The following is a 24,607-nucleotide window of genomic DNA, read 5'->3' on the forward strand; positions in this document are numbered from 1 at the left end:
GGTCACTTCACGCTCTCCGCTCGGCGGGGCAGGACGACCTCGACGGTGCCCGGCCCCACGGTGATCCCGTTCGAGTTCTCACACCGGATGGCGACGTCGACGACTCCCGCGTCGCCCTCCAGCCGCTTGCCCGCGACGTGCGCGCGCACCCACATCGTGTCTCCGACGACGTTGAACGACCTCATCCGGAAGTCGCGGATGCTCCGGATCTCACCGCCGAGCCCCATCCAGTCCCGGACGCACCGCTCCCACGCGCTCAGCAGGAACGAGGTGTTGGCGTACATCTCCCCGGCCCCGGTGCTCCGCGCGTACTCCGTGTTGTGGTGGATCGAGTTGAAGTCACGGTTCGACCCGGCGGCCATCACCAGGCGGTAGACGTTCAGCGGGTACTCGACGCCGGTCAGTTCGTCGCCCGCCGCGACGTCCTCGAAAAAGCGCTGTTCGGCCATCACTGTCCACTCTCGTTCTTCGGGATGTAGGCGTAGGTGCCGATCCGGATGCGCGCGACCACCTCGCCGGTCTCGGTCACGACGTCGCTCTCCCATTTCAGGAACGCGCCCCGGCCGACGGACGTCTCCTTCGGAACGCACGACAGGAGCCGGTTGGACCGGCGGCCGATCCGCTCCCCCGCGACCACCGGGCGGAGGAAGTCGAGGGAGATGTCCGTCGCGAAGAACCCCGTCGTCTTCGGCCCGAGGGTCATCTCCTGGTTGTTGATCGGGCTCCTGACCGGCTGGGCGTCGCGGTCGTCGCTGTCGAACAGCCGCTCCCCGGGCTGCCACATCGGCGGGATGGTCCAGGCGACCACCCCCGTGTAGGGCATCGTGACGTCGTCGAACCCCGCGGCGCGGGCGGCCTCGGGATCGGTGTGCAGCGCGCAGTCGAACTCCAGCGGTTCGAGGTACCGGCGGATCGCGCCGCGTTCGACCGCGTCGGCGCCCATCCGTACCTCGGGGGAGAAGTCCCGCCCGATCGCGGCGATGACCGGCTCCCACTCGGCCTGCCAGTTCTCCGTCTCGGTTGCGGCTTCTGAAGTCATGTGAGTACTCCGCCATCTGTCAGACGGGCTATCTCCTCGTCCGGGTAGCCGAGGATCTCCCGCAGTACGAACTCGTTGTCCCGGCCGAGGGTGGGGGCGGGGCCGGCCGGGCCGCCCGGCGTCTCCGACAGCAGGTACCGGGGCCCCTCGACGACCGTCTCGCCGTGCACGGGGTGCGGGAGCCGGACGAAGTGCCCCCGGTACGCGAGCTGCGGGTCGGCCGCGACGTCGGCGCTGGACGCGGAGACGTGCGCGGGCACGCCCGCCGCCTGCAGCAGGCGCTCCACCTCCGCCGCCGGGCGGGTCTCCGTCCAGGCGGCGATCTGCCGGTCGAGGAGGTCCTCGTCGGCCCGCCGTCCCGCCGCCGTCCGCAGGTCCGCCCGCCCGGCGAGGTCGGTCCGGCCCATCGCCTCCGCCAGGCGGAGCCACTCGTCGTCGTCGCGGACGGCGATCGCGACGAACCGGTCCGCTCCCCCTTCGGGCGCGCACGGGTAGACCCCGTGCGGGGCGTACACCGCGTCGCGGTTGCCGCGTCGGCCGGCCACCGTGCCGTCGGCCCCGTGGTGCGCGACCTGGGGCGAGAGGAAGAAGATCCCCGCCTCGACCTGGGCGACGTCGATGTAGCGGCCCGTCCCGGTGCGGCGGCCGTCCTCGACCGCGGCGAGCAGGGTCGCCAGGGCGAGCCGCGGCCCGACGTAGTCGGTGTACGGGCCAAACGGCCCCAGCGGGAGCGCGTCCTCCCAGCCGACGAGGGTCTGGTAGCCGCTCAGGGAGGCCCCGACGTTGCCGTAGCCGGCGAGTCTCGACCACGGGCCGGACTGCCCGGCGATCGAGGTGCTGAGCATGACGAGCGCGGGGTTCTCCCGGGACAGGGAGCCGTAGTCCAGCCCCCACTTGGCCATCTGCCCCGGCGAGAAGGACTCGACGACGACGTCGGCCCACCTGGCGAGGTCCCGGACGACGGCCCGGCCGTCCTCGGTGGAGAGGTCGACCGTCATCCCGAGTTTGCCCGCGTTGCAGTTGCCGTACAGCGCGGAGTTCTCGACGCCGGGGACGCCCCCATGGAACGGCTGCATCAGCCGTGCCGTCTCGACGCGCCTGCTCGACTCCACGCGGACCACCCGGGCGCCGAAGTCGGCGAGCGCCCGGCCGATCAGCGGCCCGGCCACCACCCAGGACAGGTCGAGCACCTTCAGGCCGTCGAGCGGCCGGGGCGTGGTCGCGCCTCCGGGCGTTCGCCCGCCGGGCCGTCCGGGGCCGTCCGGGGCCGCGGCGGTGAGCCAATCGGCGAGCACCTCGTCGTTGTGCTGCCCCGTCCGCGGCGCGGGCCTGCGCACTCCCGGCTGCCCGTCCCCGCCGACCCGGGCGATGGCGCCCGGGATCCTGATCGTCGTCTCGCCGAGGGGCACGTCCGCCCAGAATCCCCGCTGCTCCAGGTGGGGCGCGGCGGAGATGTCGGCCATGTCGAAGATGGCCATGCACAGCAGGCGGCGTTCGATGGCCGCGTCGAGGACCTCGCTCTTCGTCCTGGTCGCGAGGAACTCGCGCACCGCGTGGCGAGCCTCGTCGAGATCGGCGTCGGTCAGCTCGCCGCGCGCGATCAGGTCGGGCATCGTCCGCCAGTCCCACGAGGCGACGCGTTCGTCCACGGCGCCCTCGGAGAGCAGCCAGCCGAACAGGTTGTTGGTGAAGCCGCCGGCCGCCGGCCCCATGGAGAGGTGCAGCTCGACCAGTCCGTCCTTGCACCGCCACTTCTTCAGGGTGTTCGGGGTGGCCGCGCCGCTGCCGCTCTGGTCCGTCCTGGCGGCGTCCGGTCCGGCGGCGTCCGTCCTGGCGACAGGCTTGCGGTGCCATTCCGGCCGCGCGTCGCCGACCGCGTGCGCCAGCACCCGCGCCAGCGTGGCGACGCCGAGACTGGCCTGCGCCGAGACGTCGACGACCTGCCCAAGCCCGCTCCGCCCGCGCTGGAGGATCGCCAGCAGGGCGCCGGCCGCCGCGTCCGCGCTCGCGTGCAGGAACGCCTGCGGGACGCTGATCCGCAGCGGCGGGCGGTCACCGTCACGGTGCGGGTCCAGCGGCCCGCCGGCCGCCCAGACGACGAGGTCGCTGTCGGCGTACTCCGCCTTGGGTCCCGACCGGCCGAAGGCGCTGATCGCCACGTAGACGAGGCCCGGGTGCGACGCCCGGAGGGTGTCCGGGTCCAGTCCGCGCTCGCGCAGCCACGCCGGCGGCATCGACGTGACGAAGACGTCCGCCCGCCGGGCCAGCCGCCTCAGGGCGGACAGCCCCGTCTCGTCGTCGAGGTCGAGGGCGACGCCGCGCTTGTTCGCGGCGAAGACCTGCCAGAACATCGACCGTCCCGGCCCGTCGCCCGCCGTCGGGGGGGCCGAGCGCGCCGTCGACCCGCCCACCGGTTCGACCTGGACCACGTCCGCGCCGAGGTCGGCGAGCAGCCTGCCGCACATCAGCCCGCGCTCGTCGGTGAGGTCGAGGACACGGATGTGCTCAAGCATCGGCGCGGGCGTGGTCCAGGAGGGAGATGGCGCCTTCCGGGCAGGCGTCGGCCGCCTCCTGTGCCTGCTCCAGCAGGCCCTCCGGGATCTCGAAGGTCTGGCCGCACTGCGCGACGTATCCCTGCTCGTCGTCGGAGAGCAGATCGGGCGCCACCGAGTAGCAGCGGCCGTGCCCCATGCACTTGTCTCCGTCGATGGAGATGAACACGCTCATACCTCCCATTCCAGGGGCAGGGTCGTCAGGGTGAGCTGCCCGCCCCGCTCGACCAGTTCGGTCCCCTGCCTGATGCGGTAGTCGGGAATGCGCTCGTGCCACTCCTTGATGACGACCGCGAGTTCGAGACGGGCGAGATGCATGCCGAGGCACCGGTGCGGGCCGGCGCCGAAGCCGAGGTGCTGGTTGACGCCCTTGCGGCCGATGACGAACCTGTCCGGCTCCGGGAACTTGCGGGGATCGCGGTTGGCGGAGGCGATGCCGAGCCAGATGACGTCGCCGGCCTCCAGGTCGACGCCGTGGAAGTTCTCCGGCTGCCGGACCTCGCGTCCGGCCTGGAAGACCAGGGGGTACATCCGGATGAACTCCTCGACGGCCGCCGGGATCAGCTCGGGCTCCCGGGTGAGCAGCCTGCGGTCCTCGTCGTGCCGGGCCAGGTGCGTGTAGATGTAGCCGAGGGCGCTGCGGGTGGTGTCGAGACCCGCCAGCATCAGGGTCATGCAGATGGTGAGGATGTCCTCGTGGGAGATCGGCTCCCCGTCGACGCGTGCCTCGACGAGCCGCGAGACCATGTCCTCCTTGGGGTCCCGGGGGTTCGCGCGGCGCTCGTTCACCGCCTCGCTGAAGTAGTCGACGATGTTCTTCCTGGCGGCGGCCGCGGCGACCGGGTCGCCGCCGAAGAACCCGGCGAACAGCGTCTCCGACCACGGCAGGAAGAACTCGCCGTCGCTGACCGGCAGGCCGAGCAGCGCGAGGAAGAGGTCGGTCGGATACCGGATCGCGAACTCGGCGACGAAGTCGCACGAGCCCTTCGGCCTCAGCTCCTCGATCAGCTCGACGCACCGCCGGTGCGCCATCGGGGTCATCCGCTTCACCGCGGCGGGCGCGAAGAACGGGTTGATCACGCGGCGCAGCTTGACGTGGGCCTCGCCGTTGAGGTCCTGGGGCAGCAGTTCCAGCGTGGCGTCGGGGTTCAGCGCGCTCCTGGCGTGCGTCGTCCACACCTCGTGCTTCTGGAAGCCCTCCAGGACGTCGTCGTACCTCTCCAGCATCCAGAAACCGCGCGGGGTGGTGTCGTTGAAGTGGAAACGGCTCTCCTCCCGGTGGGCGTCCAGGAGCGCGTAGTGACCGTAGATCTCGGTGTCGGCGCCGAAGTCGGCGTGGCTGATCGGGCAGCCTCTCGTGGTCTCGGCCATGGTTCTCGTCCTTCTTACTTGCCGGCGGTCAGGTCGGGGATGAACGTCGCGATCTCCGGGAAGAAGATCATGATGATGGTCACCACGATGGCCATCGGCATGAACCACCACAGGGCGGTGAAGATGTCGTTCATGCTGATCTCGTGGCCCTGGTTGACCTCCGGGTCCTTGGTGATGGTGTGGATGATGAACGCCAGGATTCCGACCGGCGGCGAGACCACGGCCAGCTCTCCCATGAAGACCGCGAACGCGCCGTACCAGAGCAGTGAGACGTCCAGGGCCTGCAGCGTGGGCATCAGGATGGGGATGGTCAGCACCATCATCGGCAGCGGCTCCATGAACGTGCCGAGCACGATGTAGACGACCGTCATCATGAGGAGGAACTCCACCCGCCCGAGGTTCATGCTCTCGACCAGGTCCGCGAAGCCGGTGCTGATCCCGGTGAGGGTGAACATGCGCGACAGCGCCTCCACGCCGACGAGCATGAAGAAGATGGCGCCCACGCTGCTCACGGTGCCCATCGACGCGTCCGCGATCGCCCGCCACGGTCCGTCGCCGCGCTTCCACAGGAACGTGATCAGCAGTGAGAAGACGGCCGCCACGGCACCGGCCTCCGTCGCGGTGAACATCCCGGAGAACATGCCGACGACGATGACCGCGATCAGCAGGGGCACCGGCCAGACCTTCAGCAGGCTGGCGAACCGCTCGTTCCAGGTCGTCCTCGGGTGCGTCCCGGCCTCTCCCGGCGTCGCGACCGCCCACTTCCTGGCGAACAGGACGATCATCACCGTGAAGAGGACCGCCACGAGGATCCCGGGGCCGATCCCGGCGAGCAGCTGCGGGCCGACCGGGACCTCGGCGATGCCGGCGTAGATGACCAGCATGATGCTCGGGGGGATCAGCTGGCCGGGCAGTCCGGCCACGATCACGGCCCCGAGGGCGAGTCGCTTGTCGTAGCCGGCCTTCAGCATCTCCGGAATCCCGATGCGGGCGAGGGCGTAGGTGGTGCCCACCGAGGAGCCGCTGACCGACGCGAGACCGGCGCCGGCGAGGTTGGTCCCGACGGCGAGCCCGCCGGGGAGCCAGCCGAGCCACTGCCGGGCGGCCGCGTACAGGCTCTGGGTGAGGCCCGCCTTCCACAGCAGCAGGCCCATGAGGATGAACATGGGCACCACGCTGAGCGTCCAGTTGGCCACCTGCTGGTAGGGCAGCGTCGTCAGGGTGCTCTCGACGAGGAGGGGGCCGCGCAGCGCGAGCATCCCGAGCAGCGCCGGGATGATCATGGCGACCGCGACCGGCATCCGCAGGAAGATCAGGCCCAGCATCAGCACGCAGCCCAGGACGCCGATCGCCTCGGGCTTGAGCGGGAAGAACATGGCGACGGTGGACCCGACGAGGACGACCGCCGTGACGGCGAGCACGATCCACGGGCGGCGCCCCTCGCCGCTCCCGCCGGTCGTCCCGGGCCGTGTCCCTCCGGAACCGGGCTCCCGGGCCGGCGGTGTGGTCCGGTGCTCGGTGGTCTTCGTCATTTCCGTTCCCCCTCGGCGGACGCCATCTCCTCCAGGAGGATCGCGTCGTCCGGATCGCCGATGAACTGGTCCGCCTCGGGATGGGTGACGGCCCGCAGGGACGCCAGCCCGAACTGGACGGTGAGGCTCGCGAACGCGAGCGGCACGAGGAAGTAGGCCGGCCACGCGACGACGTCGCTGACGCCCGCCGTCTTGCCCGTCTGCATGGCGTGCACCGCCTCGCCCCACGAGAACCAGGCGAAGCCGGCGGACAGCACCGTGCACAGGACGAACACCAGGGCCAGCACGTAACGGCGGGTCACGTCCGGCAGCATCTGGAAGACCAGGTCGGCCGCGATGTGCTGGCCGCGGTACTGGGCCGCGACGAACCCCAGGAACGCCACGGTCGGCAGGTACCAGTACTGCACGATCTCCAGCGTGTTCGGCAGGGGGCTGTTCGCCAACGCGCGCAGGAGCGCGTTCGCGGTGATGTGGATCATCATGACGAACGTGACGATCACGGCCGGCACTTCGATCAGCAGCTCGACCCCGTGGCGGCGTTTCGGCGCCGTCGCCGGTGATGCGGTCATGTCATCTCCAGATGGAGGGAGGGAGAGGCACGGGTCGCGGCGGGCGCGTCACGTCCGCCGCGACCCGGGGGGTGATCAGGCGTCCGGGCGCCGCGGAAGGAAGATCTCCTCGTAGACCTTCTTGACGTACGGGTCGAGGTTCACCTTGCCGGGGGTGTACCAGGTGCCGAACCCGTTGTAGTCGGTCTCGTTCTTGTAACCCAGGTCGTTCTGGATGGTCTTGAGCCACTTGTCCGAGGCCGACTTCACCCGGTCGACGAACGCGTTGCCGTCGCCGACGGCCTTGTTGGCGCGGAGGTCGTCCAGGAGCTTGGCGTTGGCCTGCTGGATGGCCGCCCGCGCGTCGTCCGCGAAGGTGTCGATCGAACCGCCGGCCTTGCCGACCTGCTTGGACGCCTCGACGATGTTGGGCCAGATCTTGTCCTGGATGTTCCCCTTGATGAAGACGTCGAGCCGGTCGTAGAACAGTTGCTGCCCCGCGAGCGGCAGCTTGTCCCAGGCGGCCTTGCTGACGGCCATCGCCCCGGGGGCCAGCGCGAAGCCCGCCGCCGGGTCCACGACCACGTGGGGCGCGGCCGGGATGAAGCCGCCCAGCACCCCGACGGTGAGGCTGGAGACCGAGCAGGACACGACGCCGCGCTCCAGGCTCTCGAACAGCTCGGTGTAGGGGACCGACGCCGCGGAGCCGCCCAGCGCCGCGATCTCCTTGCTCTGCGCCTGGCCGCCGGCCGCGATCTGCGCGCCCTTCAGGGCGGCGAGGTCGCGGCGCTTGGAGTTGCAGAACAGGGCGTTGGAGCCGGAGTTGTACAGGGGCATGAGCAGCTTCATGCCCCTGTCCTCGAACTCCTTGGTGATCGCCGGGGTGGCCGCCGCCACCTCCAGCGGCCAGGCGTTCGACTGCAGGGCTCCGACGACCACGCTCTGGTCGGAGACGAAGCTCGTCTCGATGAGCGCCGCGTTCGCCGGGTAGTCGGTCGGCTCGTAGATGGGCAGCACCTGGCCGAGGTCGAGGCGGCCGTCCTGCAGGGCGTTGTCGATCTCGGCGGGCGGGGCGACGGCGTTGGCGTACGCGACGTCGAATTTGATCTTTCCGTCGGACCACTCGGTGATCGCGTTGAGGTAGTCCTCGACGTTCTTGCCCGTCGCCGAGCCCTTCGGCGCGGGCGTCTGCGTGTGCAGCGTGATCGGACTGACGTCCGCGAAGGCGGCCTTGTACTGCTCGATCGTGGCGCCGTAGGCGACGCCCTTCCCCGAGCCGCTTTCCGCGCGGTCCGCTTCGCCCTCGGCGCATCCGGCGAGCGTCAGCGCGCCCGCCAGGCCGATCGCGATGCAGCAGGTTTTGGCCCCCCGGCTTCCACGCATTGTGACCATCGATTACTCCGTCACTGAGGGTTGGTGCGATCGTCGGGTTGACGTGATCGTCGCCGACAACTCGATCGATCTTGGTGATCTATGTCACCGGATGTGCATATCATTCGCCTAGATTTGGGTCAGGGTCAAGAGTCTATGCGCATGGATTATTAACGAATCGGAAACCTGGGCCGGCACCGCCCCGGCCCTACCGGAGACCGCGCCAGGCCGTGGTCCCGCCGTCGACGGGCAGGACGGCGCCGGTGACGAACGAGGCGGCGTCGGAGGCCAGGAAGCACACCACCTGGGCGACCTCGCCGACCGTGCCGAACCGGGGGATCAAGTGCGCGCCGGTCATCGAGCGCAGCGTGGCCTCCGGGTCCTGCGCGGCCGCCAGGTGCGCCCGGCTCATGGGCGTCTCGACGGACCCGGGGCAGTAGGCGTTGCACCGCACCTCGGGCGCCAGGGCGATGGCCGCGGAACGGGTCAGCTGGATGACGGCGCCCTTGGACGAGGTGTACGCGGGCAGCCCGTAGCCGGTCATGCCGGCCACCGAGGAGGCGTTCACCACGGACGGCCCGCGGCCCGACGCCCGCAGGTGGGGGGCCGCGTACTTGGTCGCGAGCCAGATGGCCTTGATGTTGACGGCGTAGACCCTGTCCCAGGCCTCCTCGGGGAGGTTCTCGAACGTCGCGCCGGGGAACACCGCGTGGTCCAGCAGACCGGCGTTGTTGACCAGCGTGTCGAGACCGCCCGCTCCCTCGACGGCCCGGTCGACCATCCGGCGCACCTGGGCCGCGTCCGCGAGATCCACCTCGATGGTCTGCGCGGAGCCGCCGGCGGCCTCGACGGCCGCCACGGTCTCCGCCGCGGCGACGGGGTCGACGTCGGCCACGCTGACGAACGCGGCCCCCTGTCTGGCCGCCTCGATCGCGATCTCGCGGCCCATCCCGTTGCCCGCGCCGGTGATGAGGATCCGCTTCCCGTCCAGCATCGTCACTGTCTTCCTTCCGTGGCCCGGCCGTCGGCCGTGCGCCACACGACGAGCGCGTCAAGGGCCTCGATCCGGGGCCCGTCCACGCGCAGCGGGTTGATTTCCAGGGACTCCAGGTGCGGCTCCAGCTCCGCCGCCAGGGTCCCGACGGCGGCGATGACCTCGGCCAGCCGCCCGACGCCGGCGGGAGAGCCACCGCGCACGCCGCGCAGCAGCGGGGCGCCCCGCAGGCTCTCCAGCATCGCGCGGGCCCGCGCCGGGGAGACCGGCAGCGGGGTGAGCGCGACGTCGTCGAGGACCTCGACGAGGACGCCCCCCAGCGCGACGGCGAGCACCAGGCCCCAGTCGGCGTCGCGCGTCACGCCGACCAGGAGTTCGAGGCCTCCCTCCCGCATGGGGGAGACGAGCACGCCGTCCAGCCGGGCTCCCCCCGCGGCGGGGGCCCGGCCGGCCGCCATGACCTCCTCGTACACCGCGGCCGCGCGTTCCGCGGGGACGCCGAGACGGACGCATCCGAGGTCGCTCTTGTGCGCGATGTCCGCGGAGACGATCTTCATGGCGACCGGCCCGCCGAACGCCCGCGCCGCCTCGGCGGCCTCGCCGCCGGAGTGGACGTGCCGGGCGGGCACGACCGGGATCCCCGCGCTCTCCAGGAGCCTTCTGGCGTCGGCCTCGGAGTACGGCACCGGCCGGACGTCCCGTACCGGCACGGCGGGGGGCGTGAAGTCCGCGGCCGTCGCGCGGCTCCGCGACCACCCGGCGACCCGGGCCAGCGCGTCGATCCCCAGCCTGAGCCCCGGCACCGCGTGCGCGACGCCGCCCGCGTCGAGCACCTCGCGCGTGTACGCGCCCATCGGCTGGGTGACCTGGGTGAGATAGATCGCCGGAACGCCGGCCCCGGCCATCCCGGCGCCGATGGCGTCGACGTACTTCTGCCCGTAGAAGGGCCGGTCCTCCTCGCGCCACGGCAGGCTGTTGACCGCGACGACGACGCCCACGTCCGGATCGCCGCCGACGGCGGAGACGGCGGTCTCCCAGATGCCCGGGTCGATGACCGCGGCGCCGGTGATGTCCAGCGGGTTCTGCACGTGACCGTAGGAGGGCATGACGGCCGCGACCCGCTCGGCGGTGGCGCCGGACAGCTCCGGCAGGACCGCCCCGGCCGCCTGGGCGAGGTCGGCGACGAGGTCGCAGGCGCCGCCCGAGATCGAGACCACGCCGATCCCCGGAGACGCCAGCGGCCCGGTGTGCGCCGCGACGCCGGCCGTGACCAGCATGTCCTCGATGGTGTCCACGCGGATGACGCCCAGCCGGGCGAGGACGGCGTCGACGACCCGGTCGTCGCCCACCAGCGCGCCCGTGTGGGCGGTGGCCGCCTTCGCCGCGAGCTCGCTCCGGCCCGCCTTGAGGACGACGATCGCCTTCCCGGCCGCCGCGGCCCGCCGCGCGGCCGCGGCGAAGACCTCGGGCTCGCGGATCGCCTCCATGAACACGGCGAAGGCCCGGGTCCGCTCGTCGTCGACGAGGTGGTCGAGGAGGTGCCCCACGGTCACCATCGCCTCGTTGCCCACGGTGATCACGTGGGAGAGCCCGACGCCCGCCAGCGCCGCGAAGTCCTTCATCGCCCCACAGCTGGCGCCGCTCTGGGAGATGAGCGCGACGTTCCCGGCGCTCCCCGGCGGACCGGCCAGCGCCATGGCCGGGATCCCGGCGGCGACGTCGACGAACCCGAGGACGTTGGGCCCGAGGAGGACCACGCCGAGTTCCTCGGAGAGGAGGACGAGTTCCCGCTGGCGGCGCCGGCCCTCCTCCCCCGTCTCCGCGAAGCCGGAGCTCAGCACGGCCACTCCCCGCGCGCCCGCCGCCGCGGCGTCGCGGACCGCGTCCGCGACGGCCGTGGCCGGCACCATCACGAACGCGAGGTCGACCGGGCGCCCGATCGCCACGCAGCTGGGACGGGTACGGCGCCCGTGCACCCGGTCCGAGCGCGGGTTCACCAGGAACGTGGACGGCTCGTGGCCGGCGGCGACCAGGTTCCGGTAGAGCAGCCGCGAGAACGTGGACTTGTCGCTGGCGCCGACGAGTGCGAACGAGCGCGGCTCGAAGAACGCCCTGAGCTGTGCGGAGGTGACCACCGGCGCTCAGCTCCCGGCGGCGGCGCGCGGGCCGAGCATCGCGGCCGGTTCCCCGTACCTGCCGGAGGCGAACGGGGACGTCCCGCCCGCGCCGGTCATGCCGGCGTCCACCGGCAGGACGACGCCGGTCACGAACGCCGCGTCGTCACTCGCCAGATAGAGCACGCCGGCGGCGACGTCGGCGGGGCGCAGCGGGCGGTCCATGAAGGCGGACCTGCTCAACGCGCGTTCGGCGCCGTCGATGTCACCGGCGCCGTCGGCGAGGATCTCCGCCGTCATCGCGGACACGACCGCGCCGGGCACGATCGTGTTGACCCGGATGCCGTACGGCCGCAGCTCCGCGGCCACCGAGTTGGACAGCCCGATGACGCCCGCCTTGACCGCGCTGTAGACGTGGGCGCCCACGCCGCCGATCAGGGCGGCCGGGCTGGAGGTGGAGACGATCACACCCGAGCGCCGCGGTTTCATCACGCGGGCCGCGTGCTTCATCCCGCACAGGACGCCACGCAGGTTGACGGCCACGGTGACGTCGGCGTCGTCGAGGCGGGTCCTGTCGATCGGCCCGAGCGCGCCCATGATCCCGGCGTTGTTGAACATGACGTCGAGCCGGCCGAAGCGGTCGACCGCGGTGTCCACCGCCGCGGCGACCTCGTCCTCCCGCGTCACGTCCGTCCGCACGAACACCGTGTCCGCGCCCAGCTCGCGCGCCAGCGCCCTGCCCGCCGCCTCCTGAACGTCGGCGATCACGACTTTGGCACCTTCGGCGTGGAACCGCCGGACCGTGCCCTCCCCTATGCCGCTGGCCCCACCGGTGATCACGGCCACGCGGCCGGGCAGACGTCCGTTCAACTGTTCTCCCAGGGTGTCAGGATGGGCGGCGGCCGTCAGGACCGGACCGCGATCGACTTCGTCTCCAGGTAGATGCGGAAGCCTTCCGGGCCCATCTCCCGCCCCACACCGGACTGCTTGTAGCCGCCGAACGGCGACCCGAACGCCTGCGGCCTGCCGTTGACGCTGACCATTCCGGTCCGGATCCGGCGGGCGACGGCGAGTGCCCGGTCCTCGTCACCGCTCCACACCGACCCCGAGAGCCCGTAGGGCGAGTCGTTGGCGATCGCGACCGCCTGCTCGTCGGTGTCGTAGGGGATCACCGCCAGCACCGGTCCGAAGATCTCCTCCCGTGCCACGCGCATGGAGTTGTCGACGTCGGCGAGCAGCGTCGGGGTGACGAACCAGCCGTGCGCGAGATCGGCCGGGAGCACGGGCCGCGCCCCGCCGACCACGACCCGCGCGCCCTCGTCGCGGCCGACGGCGATGTAGCCCTCGACGCGCTCCCGCTGCCGTTCGCTGACCATCGGGCCGATCGTCGTCTCCGCGTCCATGGGGTCGCCGACCCGCTGTGCCCGCAGCGCCTCGGCCACCGCCTCGACGAGCCGGGCCTGCCTGTTCCCGGGGACCAGCAGCCGGGTCTGCGCGATGCACGCCTGGCCGTTGACGAGCAGCGCCATCGGCAGCAGCGCCGGGACCACCCGGTCGACGTCGGCGTCGTCGAGGATGATCGCCGCGGACTTGCCGCCGAGCTCCAGCGTCACCCTCGCGATCCGGTCCGCGCAGACCGCCATGATCTTCTTGCCGGCCGCGCTGCTGCCGGTGAACGCGACCTTGTCCACCCCGGGGTGCGCCACGAGGTGCTCGCCCGCGTCCCGGTCGCCGGGCAGGACGCTCAGCACGCCCTCGGGAAGGCCCGCCTCGGCCAGCGCCTCGGCGAGGTGGTACGCCGTCAGCGGCGTCTCCGGCGGGGGCTTCAGGACCACCGAGCAGCCCGCCGCGAGCGCGGGCGCCACCTTCAGGACCGGCGTGCTCAACGGGCCGTTCCACGGGGTGACGGCGCCGACCACGCCGACCGGCTCCTGCGTGACGAGGCTCGTGTTCACGCCGTCCGTCCTGCGCTCGTCGTAGGTGAAGTCCCGGGCCATCGCGGCGTAGTAGCGCAGATGCCTGATCGGGTTGGGCACGTGCGCTCGCTCGCTGAACCAGATCGGGCAGCCGAGCTCGGACGTGATGAGCCTGGCGATCTCCGGCGCCCGCTTCTCCAGCAGGTCCGCCGCCGCGCTCAGGACCTCGGACCGCCGCTCGGGCGCGGCGCCCGCCCACACTCCCGAGTCGAAGCTCTCCCGCGCCGCGGCGACCGCGTCGTCGACGTCGGCGGGTGAGGCGAGGCTCGCGCCGCCCACGCGCTCACCGGTCGCGGGGTTGCGCACCTGGATCGGGCGGGAGCCCTTTCCCCGGACCCACCGGCCCCCGATGAACAGCTCCGAACGTTCCATCATCGACACCGAACCGGCCCTCCAGGTGCTGCGGCCTTCACATTTTCGCCACATTTCATGATAATGAAACACAACTTAAGCCACCCCTGAGACAGGGGTCAAGGAAAGAGACGCCGATGACCGATGAGCGAATCGTGATCGTGGGGGGTGGCCTCAGCGGCCTGCGGACCGCCGAGCGGCTGCGGCGGCTCGGGCACACCGGCCCGGTCACGCTCGTCTCCGGGGAGGCTCACCCGCCCTACGACCGCCCACCCCTGTCGAAGTCGCTGCTGACCGAGGACGAACCGGCCGGACCCAAACCGCTCCGCGACCCCGGCAGGTATCCGGAACTCGGCCTGGACCTGCGGCTCTCCCGCCACGCGGTCGCCCTCGACACCGGCCGCCGGGAGCTGACCCTGGACGGCGGGGAGACCCTGCCCTTCGGCCGCCTCGTGATCGCCACCGGCGCGCGCGCACGGACGATCACCGCCTTCACCCGCCACGCCAACGTGCACACCCTGCGCACCTGGGAAGACTGCCTGCGCCTGCGCGCCGCGCTGGGCTCGGCCTCGCACGTCACCGTGATCGGCGGCGGTGTGCTCGGGTGCGAGATCACCGCGAGCGCCCGCGCCAGGGGCGTCGAGGTCGACCTGCTCGAAGGGCTGGACCAGCCGCTCGCACGCGTGCTGGGCGGCGCGGTCGGCGCCTCGGTCGCGGCGCTGCACCGTTCCCGCGGCGTGACGGTGCGCTGTTCCGCCGGCGTGACCGCGGTGCGCGGCGACGGCCGCGCGGACACGGTCGTCCTCGCCGACGGCACGGCGATCCCGACCGATCTCGTCGTGCTGGCCGTGGGCTCCGTCCCGAACACCGAGTGGCTGGAGGGCTCGGGTCTCGCGCTCGACGACGGCGTGCTCTGCGACCGGACGGGAGCCACGTCCGCCGAGGGCGTCTTCGCCGCCGGGGACGTCGCGCGGATGCCGCACCCGGACGGCCGGGGGACGATCCGGCTCGAACACTGGACCGGCGCCGGGGACACGGCCGCGCTCGTCGCGGCGAACCTGCTCGCCGCGCCCCGGGACCGGCGGCCGCTCACCGAGGTGCCGTACTTCTGGAGCGACCAGTACGGGTCCAGGATCCAGTGCCTCGGCGTGCCGGGCGCCGGCGCCGAACCGGTCACGGCCGAGGGGTCGCTGGAGTCCGGGAGGTTCCTCGTCCTGTACGCCGAGGACGGCCGGGTCACCGGAGCCGCGGCGATGGACATGCCGGCCGCCCTCGCCCGCTGCCGGACGGCGGTCGGCGACCGCCGCCCGCTCTCGGCGGTGCTGGACGAGGCGCCGTGGGAACGCCGGGCACCGGCGCGGGCGTGAGCCCACGGGCGGCATCGCGTTTCCCACTGCGCCACCCCACGGGCGGCGCCACGTTCCCCCGCGGCGCCACCCCACGGGCGGCGCCGACGCCGGCGTGGGCTTCGGCGGACGGCGGTGTCAGCGGAAGGCGGGGAGCACCTCGCGCCGGAACAGGTCGAGGGTCTTGAGCACCTGCTCCTGCCGCAGCTCGTACCACTGGGCGCGCAGGACGACGTAGGTCACCCCCTGCGCCTCGAGCTCCTTCAGCGCCGTGACCGCGCCGGCCGGATCGGTGAACAGGTAGGACGCGTCGGCCACCTCCGCGGCCGCCCGGTCCGTCCGCAGGTGGCGGTAGTCGCCGCCCTGCGGCGCGTTGAAGGCGGCGTACTTGCGGGTCAGCGCACCGCGCGCCTCGATCCCGATGGCCCGCGCGCGGTCGCGGTCCTCGTCGAGCACCAGTTCCCGGCGGACCACAAGACCGGAGCCGGCGCCGCGGCCGAGTCGTTCCCGCTCGGCGAGGTAGTGGCCGTGCAGGACGCCCAGCCTCTCCGGCGGCACGTGCGGGGGGACGATCCAGGCGTCTCCCAGGCGGGCGGCACGGTGCGCGCCGGTCTTGTGCGGGCCCGCGCCGACCCAGATCGGCGGCCCGCCCCGCTGCACCGGTTCGAGGCTGATGCTCTGGCTCTCGATCCGGAAATGGTCCCCGTGGAAGGTGGTGGGCTCTCCGGACCAGAGCCGCCTGATCACCTCGATGCTCTCCTCGTACCGGCCGACGCGGTCGCCCATGGCGATCCCGAAGGAGTCGAACTCGTTCTCCCGGTACCCCATCCCGAAGCCGGCGATCGCCCGGCCGCCGCTGATGTGGTCCAGCGTGGAGAACTCCTCGGCCACCTCGACCGGGTGCCGCAGAGGCAGGATGAACATGTTGGTGCCCAGCCTCATCTCCCCGGCGTCCTGCGCCAGCGCGGCCAGCAACGCCACCGGCTGCAGCGTCGGCATGTTGCCCAGGTAGTGCTGCAACACCCAGATCGACGAGATCCCGGACGCACGGGCCGCGCGGACCTGCTCGCGGAGCATGGCGATCCGGTCGGCGGCGACGGTACCCGGCGGGAAGTCGTTCATGACGGCGAGGCCGAACGTCAGCGACACGCCACCCTCCTCGCTTCAATGCTATTGATATTCATGAATCTACCCTGATTGTCCCCGCCGGGCAATGGCCCGCCACCCCGCCCGACGTTCTCCAAAAACTCCCATCATGCGTAATAAATCTCTTATGGGTAGAAACCGGACATGGTGTTTGGTGTCTCTCTTCCGCGTCTGCCCCGGCTGCCCGGTCAGGATCTCGTGGCGGCGCCGGCCAGATGGGCCGCGGACGCGGCCGGCAGGATGTCGCAGGTGCCGCGGCAGGCGGCCCGCCTGACCGGCAGCGCCGTCGCCGGCCTGACCGGCATGCGCCGTTCGACGTGGACGTATCCGGGCCGGATCCACCTCGAGCTCCGCTGCCCGATCCAGGAGGAGCAGTGCGAGGCCATCGAGTCGGCCCTGTGCGTGCATCCCTCCGTGCGGTGGGCCCGGGTCAACGTCCCGCTCCGGCGGGCGATCGTCGGCGTGACGGAGCCGCCCCCGGCCGCCGACGACCTCGGCGCGATCCTCGACAAGGTGGAACGGGCCGCGCTGGAGAAGAACCCCGCCGCCACGCAGGGCACGGCGGGCGGGCCGCCCACCGCCCTCCTCCTGGCCGCCGACGCGGCCGGTCTCGCGGTGACCGCCGTGGAATGGCTGGTCCACCGGGCTCCGCTGCCCCCGGGGGCCGCCGGCGTCGCCGGGTACATGAGCGCGGTCCCCCAGCTGCGGCGCGTGATCGACAGGTCGGTCCCGGCATGCCGGTCGTGGATGCCCCTGGTGAACACCACCGTCCAGACCCTCACCCCGGGCGGGACCGGTCTGGCCATCGACCTGGTGCAGCGGGTGCTGCAGATGCGCCAGGCGCAGCTGCAGATCGCCCTGTGGGCGCGGAAGGAGGGTGAGCTGACCGGCACCCCGCAGCGCGCCGAGGCGCACCTGCAGGCACCCGAGCGGGCCGCTCCGCTGCCCGACGGCCCGATCGAGCGGCACGCCGGGCAGGTCCTCTCCGGCAGCGCGATCGGCAGCCTGGTCGGCAGCCTGCTGACCGGTGACACGCACCGCGGCCTCGAAGTCGCCCTCGCCGGCCTGCCCAAGGCGTCCTCCGCCGGCCGGGACGCCTTCGCCGCCGAGCTGGGCGCGCTGCTCTCCCAGCGCGGTGTGATCATCACCGACCCCGCGGCGCTGAGCCGGCTGGACCGGGTCGACACGGTGGTGGTGGACGGCGAGGCGCTGGTCTCGGAGCACATGATGATCGGCGAGGTGGCCCCGGCCGAGTACGCGGACCACGAGGAGGTCGCCACCCGGATCCACGGGCTGTTCGACCCGGCCGCGCCGGGAGAGACGCACCGGGACGGGGACTGGGCGCTCGGCCCGTACGACGACCTGCCCCGGACGGGCTGGGCGGGCCGGAAACACCGCGACCGCTTCCGGGCCGGCTCCGCCGCGCACGTGCTGGCCCTGACCCGCGGGGACCGGCTGCACGCCGTCGTCTCGGTCGTCGCCCGCCGGGCTCCCGAGGCGCACGCCCTCACCGTGGCCGCGCGCCGCGCCGGGCTGCGGCTCGTCGCGGCGGGCGACGAACCCGACCTGCCGGGCAGGTCCGGCGACCGGGTGGCGGGCGGCGCGGATCTCACGGCGTCGGTACGCCGGCTGCAGCGGGGCGGAGCCGTCGTCCTGCTCCTCTCGCGCGACCGCGGGGCGCTCGCGGCCGCCGACTGCGCGATCGGCGTGACCGGCCCCGGCGGCCTGCCGCCGTGGGGCGCCGACCTGCTCGTGGGCGACGACCTGACCACGGCGGCCCTGATCATCGAGTCGGCGGGCGCGGCCCGCCGGGTCAGCGAGCGCGGCGTGACGCTCGCCAGGGCGGGCACCACCGTGGCCGCGATCTACGGGCTGACCGGGCGGATGAGCCGGGTGACCGGGCAGGTGCTGTCCGCGGTGAACGGCGTCGCCGCGCTCTCGCTGGTGCAGGGCACCTGGCAGGCCCACCAGAGCATGCGGCAGACGACCGTCCCGGCGCCGCCCGCGACGCCCTGGCACGCCATGCCGGGCGAGCAGGTGCTCGCCGAGCTGGAGACCCGCCGGACCGGGCTCACGGCGGCGGAGGCGGAGCGGCGCCGTATGACCCGCGCGAAGCCCCCGTCGGCACCCTGGACGCTGGCCCGCGCCGTCGGCGCCGAGCTCGCCAACCCGTTCACCCCGGTGCTGGCGGCCGGCGCGGCCGGCTCGGCGATCCTCGGCTCCGCCGTCGACGCCTCGCTCGTCCTCGGCGTCATGGGCCTGTCCGCCCTGGTGGGCGGGGCGCAGCGGACGGCCGTCGCCAGGACCCTGGCGGAGCTGTCCACCCTGGCCAAGGTGCGCGCCCGCGTGTTGCGCGACGGCGCGGAGTGCCAGGTGGAGGCGGTGGAGCTGGTGGCCGGAGACGTCGTCATGCTCGAGACCGGGGAGGTGGTCCCCGCCGACTGCCGCATCCTGGAGGCGGACGGCCTGGAGGTGGACGAGTCGTCCCTGACCGGCGAGTCCCTGCCCGTGTCCAAGGGCAGCGGGCCGGTGTTCGCCCGGCACGTCGCCGAACGCCGCTCCATGCTGTACGAGGGGACGACCATCGCCGCCGGCTGCGCCACCGCGGTCGTGGTGGCCGTGGGGGACGGCACCGAGGCCGGGCGCGCGATGGCCGCCACCGGGGACGCCAGGCGGGTGAGCGGCGTCGAGGAACGGCTCGCCGCCATCACCCGGGCGACCACGCCACTCGCCATCGGATCGGCCGTGGGAGTGACCCTGTCCGGTCTGAGCCACGGACGGCAGCTCCGGGAGACCCTGGGCGAGGGCATCGGCCTGGCGGTGGCCTCGGTCCCCGAGGGCCTGCCGCTGCTGGTCAGCGCGGCTCAGCTGGCCGCCACCCGCAGGCTCGCCGCCCGCGGCGTCCACGCCCGCAATCCCGGGACCATCGAGGCGCTCGGGCGCGTCGAGGTGCTGTGCTTCGACAAGACGGGAACGCTGACGGAGGGGCGGATCCGGCTGGCCAGGGTCGGCGACGCCGACCGGGAGCAGGACGTCACCGAGCTCGACGACACCCTGCGGAAGGTGGTCGCCGCGGCGTTGCGCGCCACGCCGCACTCCGATGACGGCAACTACAGCCACCTCACGGACGAGGCCATCGGCGAGGGCGCGGCCGGCCTCGGGGTCTCGCGTCAGACCGGCGCCGACGGCTGGGAGGAGATCACCGCGCTCCTCTTCGAGTCCTCCCGCGGCTACCACGCCACGCTCGGGCGTTCCGGCGCGGACCGGCTCCTCAGCGTCAAGGGGGCCCCGGAGACCGTGCTGCCGAGATGCTCCGGGCTCGACGACCGCGGCCGTCGCGCCGTCGAGGACCGTATCGAGCATCTCGCGTCCCTGGGGCACCGGGTCCTCGCCGTCGCGGAGCGGCGGGTGGAGACCGACCGGCTCGACGACGACGTGGTCGGCGACCTCACCTTCGCCGGCCTGCTCGGGCTCGCCGACGTCGTGCGCGACACCGCCGTGTCCGCGGTGGCGGGCCTGCGGAACGCGGGCGTCCAGATCGTCATCGTCACCGGGGACCACCCCGGCACGGCCGGCGCCATCGCCGCCCACGTGACCGACGACACCGACCTCCACGTCCTGACCGGCAACGACGTCGACGACATGGACGACTCCGAGCTGGACAAGATCCTGCCGACGGTGGACGTGGTCGCCCGGTGCACCCCCGCCCACAAGGTCAGGGTGATCCGGTCCTTCCAGCGGCTGGGCAAGGTCGTCGCCATGGCCGGCGACGGCTCCAACGACGCGGCCGGGATCCGGCTCGCCGACATCGGGATCGCCCTGGGCCTGGGCGCCACCCCGGCCGCCCAGGCCGCGGCCGACCTCGTCGTGGCCGACGAGAGCCTGGAGACCATCATCTCGACCCTGGTCGAGGGGCGGGCCATGTGGGCCTCGGTACGGGAGGCCCTGGCCATCCTCGTCGGCGGCAACCTCGGCGAGATCGGCTTCACCACCGCCGTGTCGCTCGCCACCGGCCGCTCCCCGCTCTCGGCGCGGCAGTTCCTGCTGGTGAACATGCTCACCGACCTCGCCCCGGCACTGGCCATCGCCGTACGGGCCCCCTCGGCGGACGCGGCGGCGGCCCTGCTCGACGAGGGACCGGAGTCCTCCCTCGGCGCGGCCCTCACCCACGACATCGTGCGGCGGGCGGTCTTCACCACCCTCGGCGCGGGAGCGGGCTGGACGCTCGCCCGGCTGACCGGGCCCCGGTCCCGCGCCCGCACCGTCGGGCTGGTCGCCCTGGTCGGGACCCAGCTCGCCCAGACGCTCCTGGCCGGCGGCCGGAGCCGTGCCGTCCTGCTCAGCTCGCTGGGCTCAGCGGCCGCGCTGGCCGTCGTCGTCCAGGTCCCGGGGGTCAGCCACTTCTTCGGCTGCGTGCCGCTGGACCCCCTCGCCTGGGGCATCGCGCTCGCCGCCGTCGTCGCGGCCGTGCTCGCCGAACGCTTCCTCCCGCTCGAACGCCTGGGCCTGCGGGGCGGGCCCCACCCGGCCCCGGCCGGACACGGCGAGCACGGGGACACGAACCACGCGGAGGCATGAATCACCCGGAGACGCGAACCGCACGAAGGCCCGGAGCCGCTTCGCCGCGACCCGGCGGGTCGTCCGGCGCCGTGCCTCCCCATGACGAGACCGGTGCCCGCCGGAGAGCGGCCCCGGTCTCGCCCCTACTTGCACCGACATTACGGACATCTATGCTTTTCACGTCGTCACGGGCACGAGCACGGCGAGGGACGAGGTGCTCGAACCCATCGGCGACTTCGCGCGGGCCGCCCTCGGCTGTGATCCCCGTGATCCGGCGCGGACAACGCAGCAGCAGACGGGAGCCGCGCCGTGACAGTCAGACGATTCGAGTCCGCCGAGCATGACCCCGCACTCCGGGGCTTCGCCTTCGGCCGCGCCTGGCGGGACGAGATCGCGTCGACCTTCACCCGCTACGGCGAGTTGTTCGCGGCCTCGGGCTCCTCGGCGGCGCAGGTGCGGACATGGGGCGAGCAGGCCCTCGCCGTGACGGACGGCTGGTGCCCGCGGCTGACCACCGAGATGAACGCGATCGCCGACGGCAGCGGGCTGCCCGCCTGGCAGATCGGCGCGCTGAACGCGCGCACCGAGATCCTGGCCGCGAGCGCCGTACGGCGCGGCGCCACGGTCCCGAGGGGGGAGTGCTCGACGGCCGTGCACCTGCCACGCGACGGGCGGCCCCCGCGCACCATCCAGACGTGGGACTGGCACGAGCATCTCCGCGACGTCCGGCTCGTATGGGCCTACGAGCCGCGGCCCGGCCACCGGGTCCGCACGTTCACCGAGCTGGGCGTGCTCGCCAAGATCGGCGTGAACAGCCGGGGTCTCGGCGTGCACTTCAACTTCCTCGAACACGGCTCCGACACCGACGAGATCGGCGTTCCCGTCCACCTGGTCGCCCGCCGGATCCTCGACGAGGCCGGAACCGTCGGCGAGGCCCGCGACATCGCGGCGTCGGCCCGTACCTCGGCCTCGACCGTGATCACCGTGGTCGGCTTCGACCGGGGGCACTCCGACGCCGTGTGCCTGGAACTCTCCCCGGCGGGGCTCGGCGAGGTACGGCCCGAGCAGGACGGCACGCTCCTGCACACCAACCACTTCCTCGACCCGGAACTGGCCCGGGGGGAACGCCACGCCGACGACTCGGACAGCCGCGACCGGCTGGCCACGCTGGCCGAACGCCGCCCGGCGCTGCGCTCCGCCGACCTGACCGATCGGGCGAGGGCGCTGCTGTCCCACGCACCCGACGGGGCCCCGCTGTGCGCGCATCCCGACGCGGACGCCCCCATCACCGACCGGTGGGAGACGCTGATGACGATCAGCCTCGACCTGGAGGCGTCCCGCCTGGAGTTCCACCCGGGCGGCCCGTGCGGCGTGACCCCGCGCACCTGGCAGTCGTTCTGAGCTCACCCGCGGACCGGACCTCGGGCGAAGACATCGCCGCCCCCGGCACGCTCGGCGGCGGCCCCGGAGACGCGGCGCCCGGTGAGTGCAGATGAGCGCCTCCCCGCCAGGGCCGACGGATCCCGTTGAGGACCTCGAGGCCGGTCAGCCGACGGGTCAGACCCTGGTGGGAGGCGCTCGGCTACGTCTTCGCTGTCAGCCGAGGACGACGGGGCCGGTGTCCTCCCCGGCGACCGGGTCCACCGGCCGGTGGCGGGCCCGGGAGGCGGCCAGGCGGCCCCAGTCGTTCCTGATCCCGTCGCGGATGGCCAGGAAGTCGCCGTACAGCTCGTCGTAGAGCGCGGAACGCTTCTCGTCGGGCTCGAAGACGTCGCGTGTGGACACGTGCCGTTCGACCGCGGCCTGGATGGTGGGCTCGTCGCCGGACGCGACGAGCGCGGTGACGAACGCGCCCTTGGCCCCGATCTCGGAGTCGACGGACCGCAGCGTGGGCACGCCGGTGATGTCGGCGAGCAGCCGGCACCAGAAGTCGCTGTTCGCGCCGCCTCCCGTGATGCGCAGCTCCGTGGCGCGGGTGCCCGAGAACTCCAGGCACTCACGGACGACGTAGCTCAGCCCTTCCAGCATGGCGCGCGCGATGTGGGACCTGGTGTGCTCGAAGGTGAGCCCGCTCATCGAGCCGCGGGCACGGGTGTCCCGGAAGGGGGCGCGCTCGCCCGCCGGGCTGAGGTAGGGGTGGAAGAAGATGCCGCCCGCGCCGGGATCGACGGTCTGCGCGAGGTCGGAGATCCAGTTCGGGTTGTCCAGGCCGATCAGCTTCATCCCCCAGCCGATGGCCTCCACCCCGGACATCGCGGCGAGGGAGCGCAGGTATCCCCCGGGTACGCCGGAGGGCAGGGTCATCCCGGCCGGCGTGCCCGAGGTGTCCACCGCGGCGATGGGCGTCCCGGTGGACAGGGTCGTCCCGAGGATCGTGCAGGCGTGACCCGGGGTGACGGCCCCGATGCCGATCGCCGTGGCCGGGATGTCGAAGGGAGCCATGACCACCGGCAGCCCCGCCGGGAGCCGCAGCTCCGCCGCGGCGAGCGGCTGCAGCTCACCGGCCCGGTCGCCGTCGCCCCGGACGTCGGGCAGGAGCCGCTCGGCCCAGGGCATGTCGAGGAGGTCGAGGATCTCCGGCGAGTACTTGCGCCCGCGGATGTCGAAGAACGGCGAGGCGGCGTCGGACTCCTCGGCCGCGTACTCGCCGGTGAGCCGCAGGAACAGCCAGCCGTCGCAGTACAGCGCCTTGTGCGACGCGTCGAGCCGCTGCCGGTCGTTGGCCCACAGCCACTTCATGATGGCGCCGGACGTGCCCGCGAAGCCGTAGTTCCCGTTGATCCTGAAGGCGTCGTCGAGCACCCCGCCGGCCTCCCACCGGTCGATGATGTCGGCGGCCCGCCCGTCGTTCCACAGGATGGCCGGGCCCGTGGGGCGGCCGTCGGGTCCCACCAGCCAGCACCCGTCCCCCTGCCCGGTGAACGCGAGCATCCGCACCGGCTCGCGGGCACCGTGGACGACGGACCGGACGGTGTACACGACCGCGTCCCAGACGCTGTACATGTCCTGCTCGCTGAAGCCCGGGGAGCGTCGCCAGACCTGCGTCGCCTGGCGGGCGACCTGCAGCTCGCGGCCCTCCTCGTCGAACATCACGGCCTTGACCATGGTGGTGCCTGCGTCGACGCACAGGATGGCCATGCTTCTCGCTCCTTCGTGACTGCGCTGCGCTCGGCGGCCGGGGACGGATCCCTAGCTCGCGAAGCGCTCCTCGTACCGGGTGATGACCACGACCTTCTCATTCGACGGGGAGGAGCTGTCGAACTCGTAGCCGAGCCACTCCTTGACCAGCCGGCGCGCCAGCTCGGGCCCGATCACGCGCTGGCCGAGCGCGAGCACCTGGCAGTTGTTGGAGAGGATCGACCGCTCGGCGCTGAAGGAGTCGTGGGCGACCGTGGCGCGCACTCCGGGCACCTTGTTGGCGCTGATGGCCATGCCGATGCCGGTGCCGCAGATCAGGACACCCCGGTCGATCTCCCCCGCCGCGACGAGTTCGGCGAGCCTGATACCGACCTGGCCGTAGGACTCGCTCTCCGGATCCGACGCGGGGACGCCGAGGTCCCGGACCGATTCCACCCGGTCGTCGTCCTGCAGATCCGCGAGGATCATCTCCTTGTAGGCGAGCCCGGCGACATCGGAACCGATCGCCATCCGCCAGCGCTTGGAAGCCATGGATATTCGTCTCCTTCGTACGTTCCGTCAGTGAGAGG

At 72.8% G+C, this 24,607-nt stretch carries 18 protein-coding genes; 3 read left to right on the forward strand and 15 right to left on the reverse strand.

Annotated features, from left to right (window positions below; translation table 11 throughout):
* Positions 1 to 2: 2 nt before the first annotated feature.
* The 12 genes from ABD841_RS05385 to ABD841_RS05440 all read right to left on the reverse strand — a co-directional run bounded on the left by ABD841_RS05385 (position 3) and on the right by ABD841_RS05440 (position 13,872).
* The gene (locus tag ABD841_RS05385) at positions 3 to 449 is read right to left on the reverse strand and encodes a hotdog family protein (RefSeq protein ID WP_344968449.1); all 447 of its coding nucleotides are present in this window, start codon (positions 447 to 449) and stop codon (positions 3 to 5) included.
* Positions 449 to 1,039, reverse strand: coding sequence for an FAS1-like dehydratase domain-containing protein (locus ABD841_RS05390; protein WP_344968451.1), 591 nt, complete (start codon positions 1,037 to 1,039; stop codon positions 449 to 451). Before ABD841_RS05390 ends, ABD841_RS05385 begins: the two co-directional genes overlap by 1 nt.
* Positions 1,036 to 3,552: a CaiB/BaiF CoA-transferase family protein gene (locus tag ABD841_RS05395; protein WP_344968452.1), complete on the reverse strand. Its 2,517-nt coding sequence runs from the start codon at positions 3,550 to 3,552 to the stop codon at positions 1,036 to 1,038. The genes ABD841_RS05390 and ABD841_RS05395 overlap by 4 nt, the downstream gene beginning before the upstream one ends.
* Entirely contained in the window at positions 3,545 to 3,766 is a 222-nt protein-coding gene (locus ABD841_RS05400) for a ferredoxin (protein WP_344968454.1), read from the reverse strand. Before ABD841_RS05400 ends, ABD841_RS05395 begins: the two co-directional genes overlap by 8 nt.
* Entirely contained in the window at positions 3,763 to 4,962 is a 1,200-nt protein-coding gene (locus ABD841_RS05405) for a cytochrome P450 (protein ID WP_344968456.1), read from the reverse strand. Before ABD841_RS05405 ends, ABD841_RS05400 begins: the two co-directional genes overlap by 4 nt.
* A 14-nt stretch (positions 4,963 to 4,976) precedes the next feature.
* Positions 4,977 to 6,494 (reverse strand): TRAP transporter large permease, encoded by a 1,518-nt coding sequence (locus tag ABD841_RS05410; protein ID WP_344968458.1) that lies wholly within the window; start codon positions 6,492 to 6,494, stop codon positions 4,977 to 4,979.
* Positions 6,491 to 7,063 (reverse strand): TRAP transporter small permease, encoded by a 573-nt coding sequence (locus ABD841_RS05415; protein WP_344968460.1) that lies wholly within the window; start codon positions 7,061 to 7,063, stop codon positions 6,491 to 6,493. The genes ABD841_RS05410 and ABD841_RS05415 overlap by 4 nt, the downstream gene beginning before the upstream one ends.
* 75 nt (positions 7,064 to 7,138) lie before the next feature.
* Positions 7,139 to 8,434: a TRAP transporter substrate-binding protein DctP gene (dctP, locus tag ABD841_RS05420; protein WP_344968462.1), complete on the reverse strand. Its 1,296-nt coding sequence runs from the start codon at positions 8,432 to 8,434 to the stop codon at positions 7,139 to 7,141.
* Positions 8,435 to 8,621: 187 nt separating this feature from the next.
* Entirely contained in the window at positions 8,622 to 9,407 is a 786-nt protein-coding gene (locus ABD841_RS05425; RefSeq protein WP_344968540.1) for an SDR family NAD(P)-dependent oxidoreductase, read from the reverse strand.
* A 2-nt stretch (positions 9,408 to 9,409) separates the two neighbouring features.
* Positions 9,410 to 11,542, reverse strand: coding sequence for an acetate--CoA ligase family protein (locus ABD841_RS05430; protein WP_344968463.1), 2,133 nt, complete (start codon positions 11,540 to 11,542; stop codon positions 9,410 to 9,412).
* A 6-nt stretch (positions 11,543 to 11,548) separates the two neighbouring features.
* The gene (locus ABD841_RS05435) at positions 11,549 to 12,391 is read right to left on the reverse strand and encodes a glucose 1-dehydrogenase (protein ID WP_344968465.1); all 843 of its coding nucleotides are present in this window, start codon (positions 12,389 to 12,391) and stop codon (positions 11,549 to 11,551) included.
* Positions 12,392 to 12,426: 35 nt separating this feature from the next.
* Positions 12,427 to 13,872, reverse strand: a complete 1,446-nt coding sequence (locus ABD841_RS05440) for an aldehyde dehydrogenase (protein ID WP_425581950.1) — start codon at positions 13,870 to 13,872, stop codon at positions 12,427 to 12,429.
* Between the two features lie 113 nt (positions 13,873 to 13,985).
* Here ABD841_RS05440 and ABD841_RS05445 point away from each other — a divergent pair, with 113 nt between their 5' ends.
* Entirely contained in the window at positions 13,986 to 15,215 is a 1,230-nt protein-coding gene (locus ABD841_RS05445) for an NAD(P)/FAD-dependent oxidoreductase (protein WP_344968468.1), read from the forward strand.
* Positions 15,216 to 15,332: 117 nt separating this feature from the next.
* On the opposite strand, the gene ABD841_RS05450 is transcribed toward ABD841_RS05445, so the two are convergent.
* Positions 15,333 to 16,343 (reverse strand): LLM class flavin-dependent oxidoreductase, encoded by a 1,011-nt coding sequence (locus tag ABD841_RS05450; protein WP_344968470.1) that lies wholly within the window; start codon positions 16,341 to 16,343, stop codon positions 15,333 to 15,335.
* A 141-nt stretch (positions 16,344 to 16,484) separates the two neighbouring features.
* Between ABD841_RS05450 and ABD841_RS05455 the strand changes: the two genes are divergently transcribed.
* Positions 16,485 to 20,918, forward strand: a complete 4,434-nt coding sequence (locus tag ABD841_RS05455) for a cation-translocating P-type ATPase (RefSeq protein ID WP_344968472.1) — start codon at positions 16,485 to 16,487, stop codon at positions 20,916 to 20,918.
* Positions 20,919 to 21,209: 291 nt separating this feature from the next.
* Positions 21,210 to 22,301: a C45 family autoproteolytic acyltransferase/hydrolase gene (locus tag ABD841_RS05460; RefSeq protein ID WP_344968474.1), complete on the forward strand. Its 1,092-nt coding sequence runs from the start codon at positions 21,210 to 21,212 to the stop codon at positions 22,299 to 22,301.
* A 195-nt stretch (positions 22,302 to 22,496) separates the two neighbouring features.
* On the opposite strand, the gene ABD841_RS05465 is transcribed toward ABD841_RS05460, so the two are convergent.
* The gene (locus ABD841_RS05465) at positions 22,497 to 24,038 is read right to left on the reverse strand and encodes an FGGY family carbohydrate kinase (protein ID WP_344968476.1); all 1,542 of its coding nucleotides are present in this window, start codon (positions 24,036 to 24,038) and stop codon (positions 22,497 to 22,499) included.
* 51 nt (positions 24,039 to 24,089) lie between these two features.
* A complete protein-coding gene (locus ABD841_RS05470; RefSeq protein WP_344968478.1) occupies positions 24,090 to 24,569 on the reverse strand; it encodes an RpiB/LacA/LacB family sugar-phosphate isomerase in 480 nt (159 codons plus the stop codon).
* Positions 24,570 to 24,607 lie beyond the last annotated feature (38 nt).

This window comes from Streptosporangium fragile, assembly GCF_039534445.1.
Classification (GTDB): Bacteria; Actinomycetota; Actinomycetes; order Streptosporangiales; family Streptosporangiaceae; genus Streptosporangium; species Streptosporangium fragile.

Bases quoted from the DNA above. Each gene is read 5' to 3' on its own strand.
- ABD841_RS05385 (WP_344968449.1), bottom strand. From the start codon at position 449: ATGGCCGAACAGCGCTTTTTCGAGGACGTCGCGGCGGGCGACGAACTG.
- ABD841_RS05390 (WP_344968451.1), bottom strand. From the start codon at position 1,039: ATGACTTCAGAAGCCGCAACCGAGACGGAGAACTGGCAGGCCGAGTGG.
- ABD841_RS05395 (WP_344968452.1), bottom strand. From the start codon at position 3,552: ATGCTTGAGCACATCCGTGTCCTCGACCTCACCGACGAGCGCGGGCTG.
- ABD841_RS05400 (WP_344968454.1), bottom strand. From the start codon at position 3,766: ATGAGCGTGTTCATCTCCATCGACGGAGACAAGTGCATGGGGCACGGC.
- ABD841_RS05405 (WP_344968456.1), bottom strand. From the start codon at position 4,962: ATGGCCGAGACCACGAGAGGCTGCCCGATCAGCCACGCCGACTTCGGC.
- ABD841_RS05410 (WP_344968458.1), bottom strand. From the start codon at position 6,494: ATGACGAAGACCACCGAGCACCGGACCACACCGCCGGCCCGGGAGCCC.
- ABD841_RS05415 (WP_344968460.1), bottom strand. From the start codon at position 7,063: ATGACCGCATCACCGGCGACGGCGCCGAAACGCCGCCACGGGGTCGAG.
- dctP (WP_344968462.1), bottom strand. From the start codon at position 8,434: ATGGTCACAATGCGTGGAAGCCGGGGGGCCAAAACCTGCTGCATCGCG.
- ABD841_RS05425 (WP_344968540.1), bottom strand. From the start codon at position 9,407: ATGCTGGACGGGAAGCGGATCCTCATCACCGGCGCGGGCAACGGGATG.
- ABD841_RS05440 (WP_425581950.1), bottom strand. From the start codon at position 13,872: ATGATGGAACGTTCGGAGCTGTTCATCGGGGGCCGGTGGGTCCGGGGA.
- ABD841_RS05445 (WP_344968468.1), top strand. From the start codon at position 13,986: ATGACCGATGAGCGAATCGTGATCGTGGGGGGTGGCCTCAGCGGCCTG.
- ABD841_RS05455 (WP_344968472.1), top strand. From the start codon at position 16,485: ATGGTGTTTGGTGTCTCTCTTCCGCGTCTGCCCCGGCTGCCCGGTCAG.
- ABD841_RS05465 (WP_344968476.1), bottom strand. From the start codon at position 24,038: ATGGCCATCCTGTGCGTCGACGCAGGCACCACCATGGTCAAGGCCGTG.
- ABD841_RS05470 (WP_344968478.1), bottom strand. From the start codon at position 24,569: ATGGCTTCCAAGCGCTGGCGGATGGCGATCGGTTCCGATGTCGCCGGG.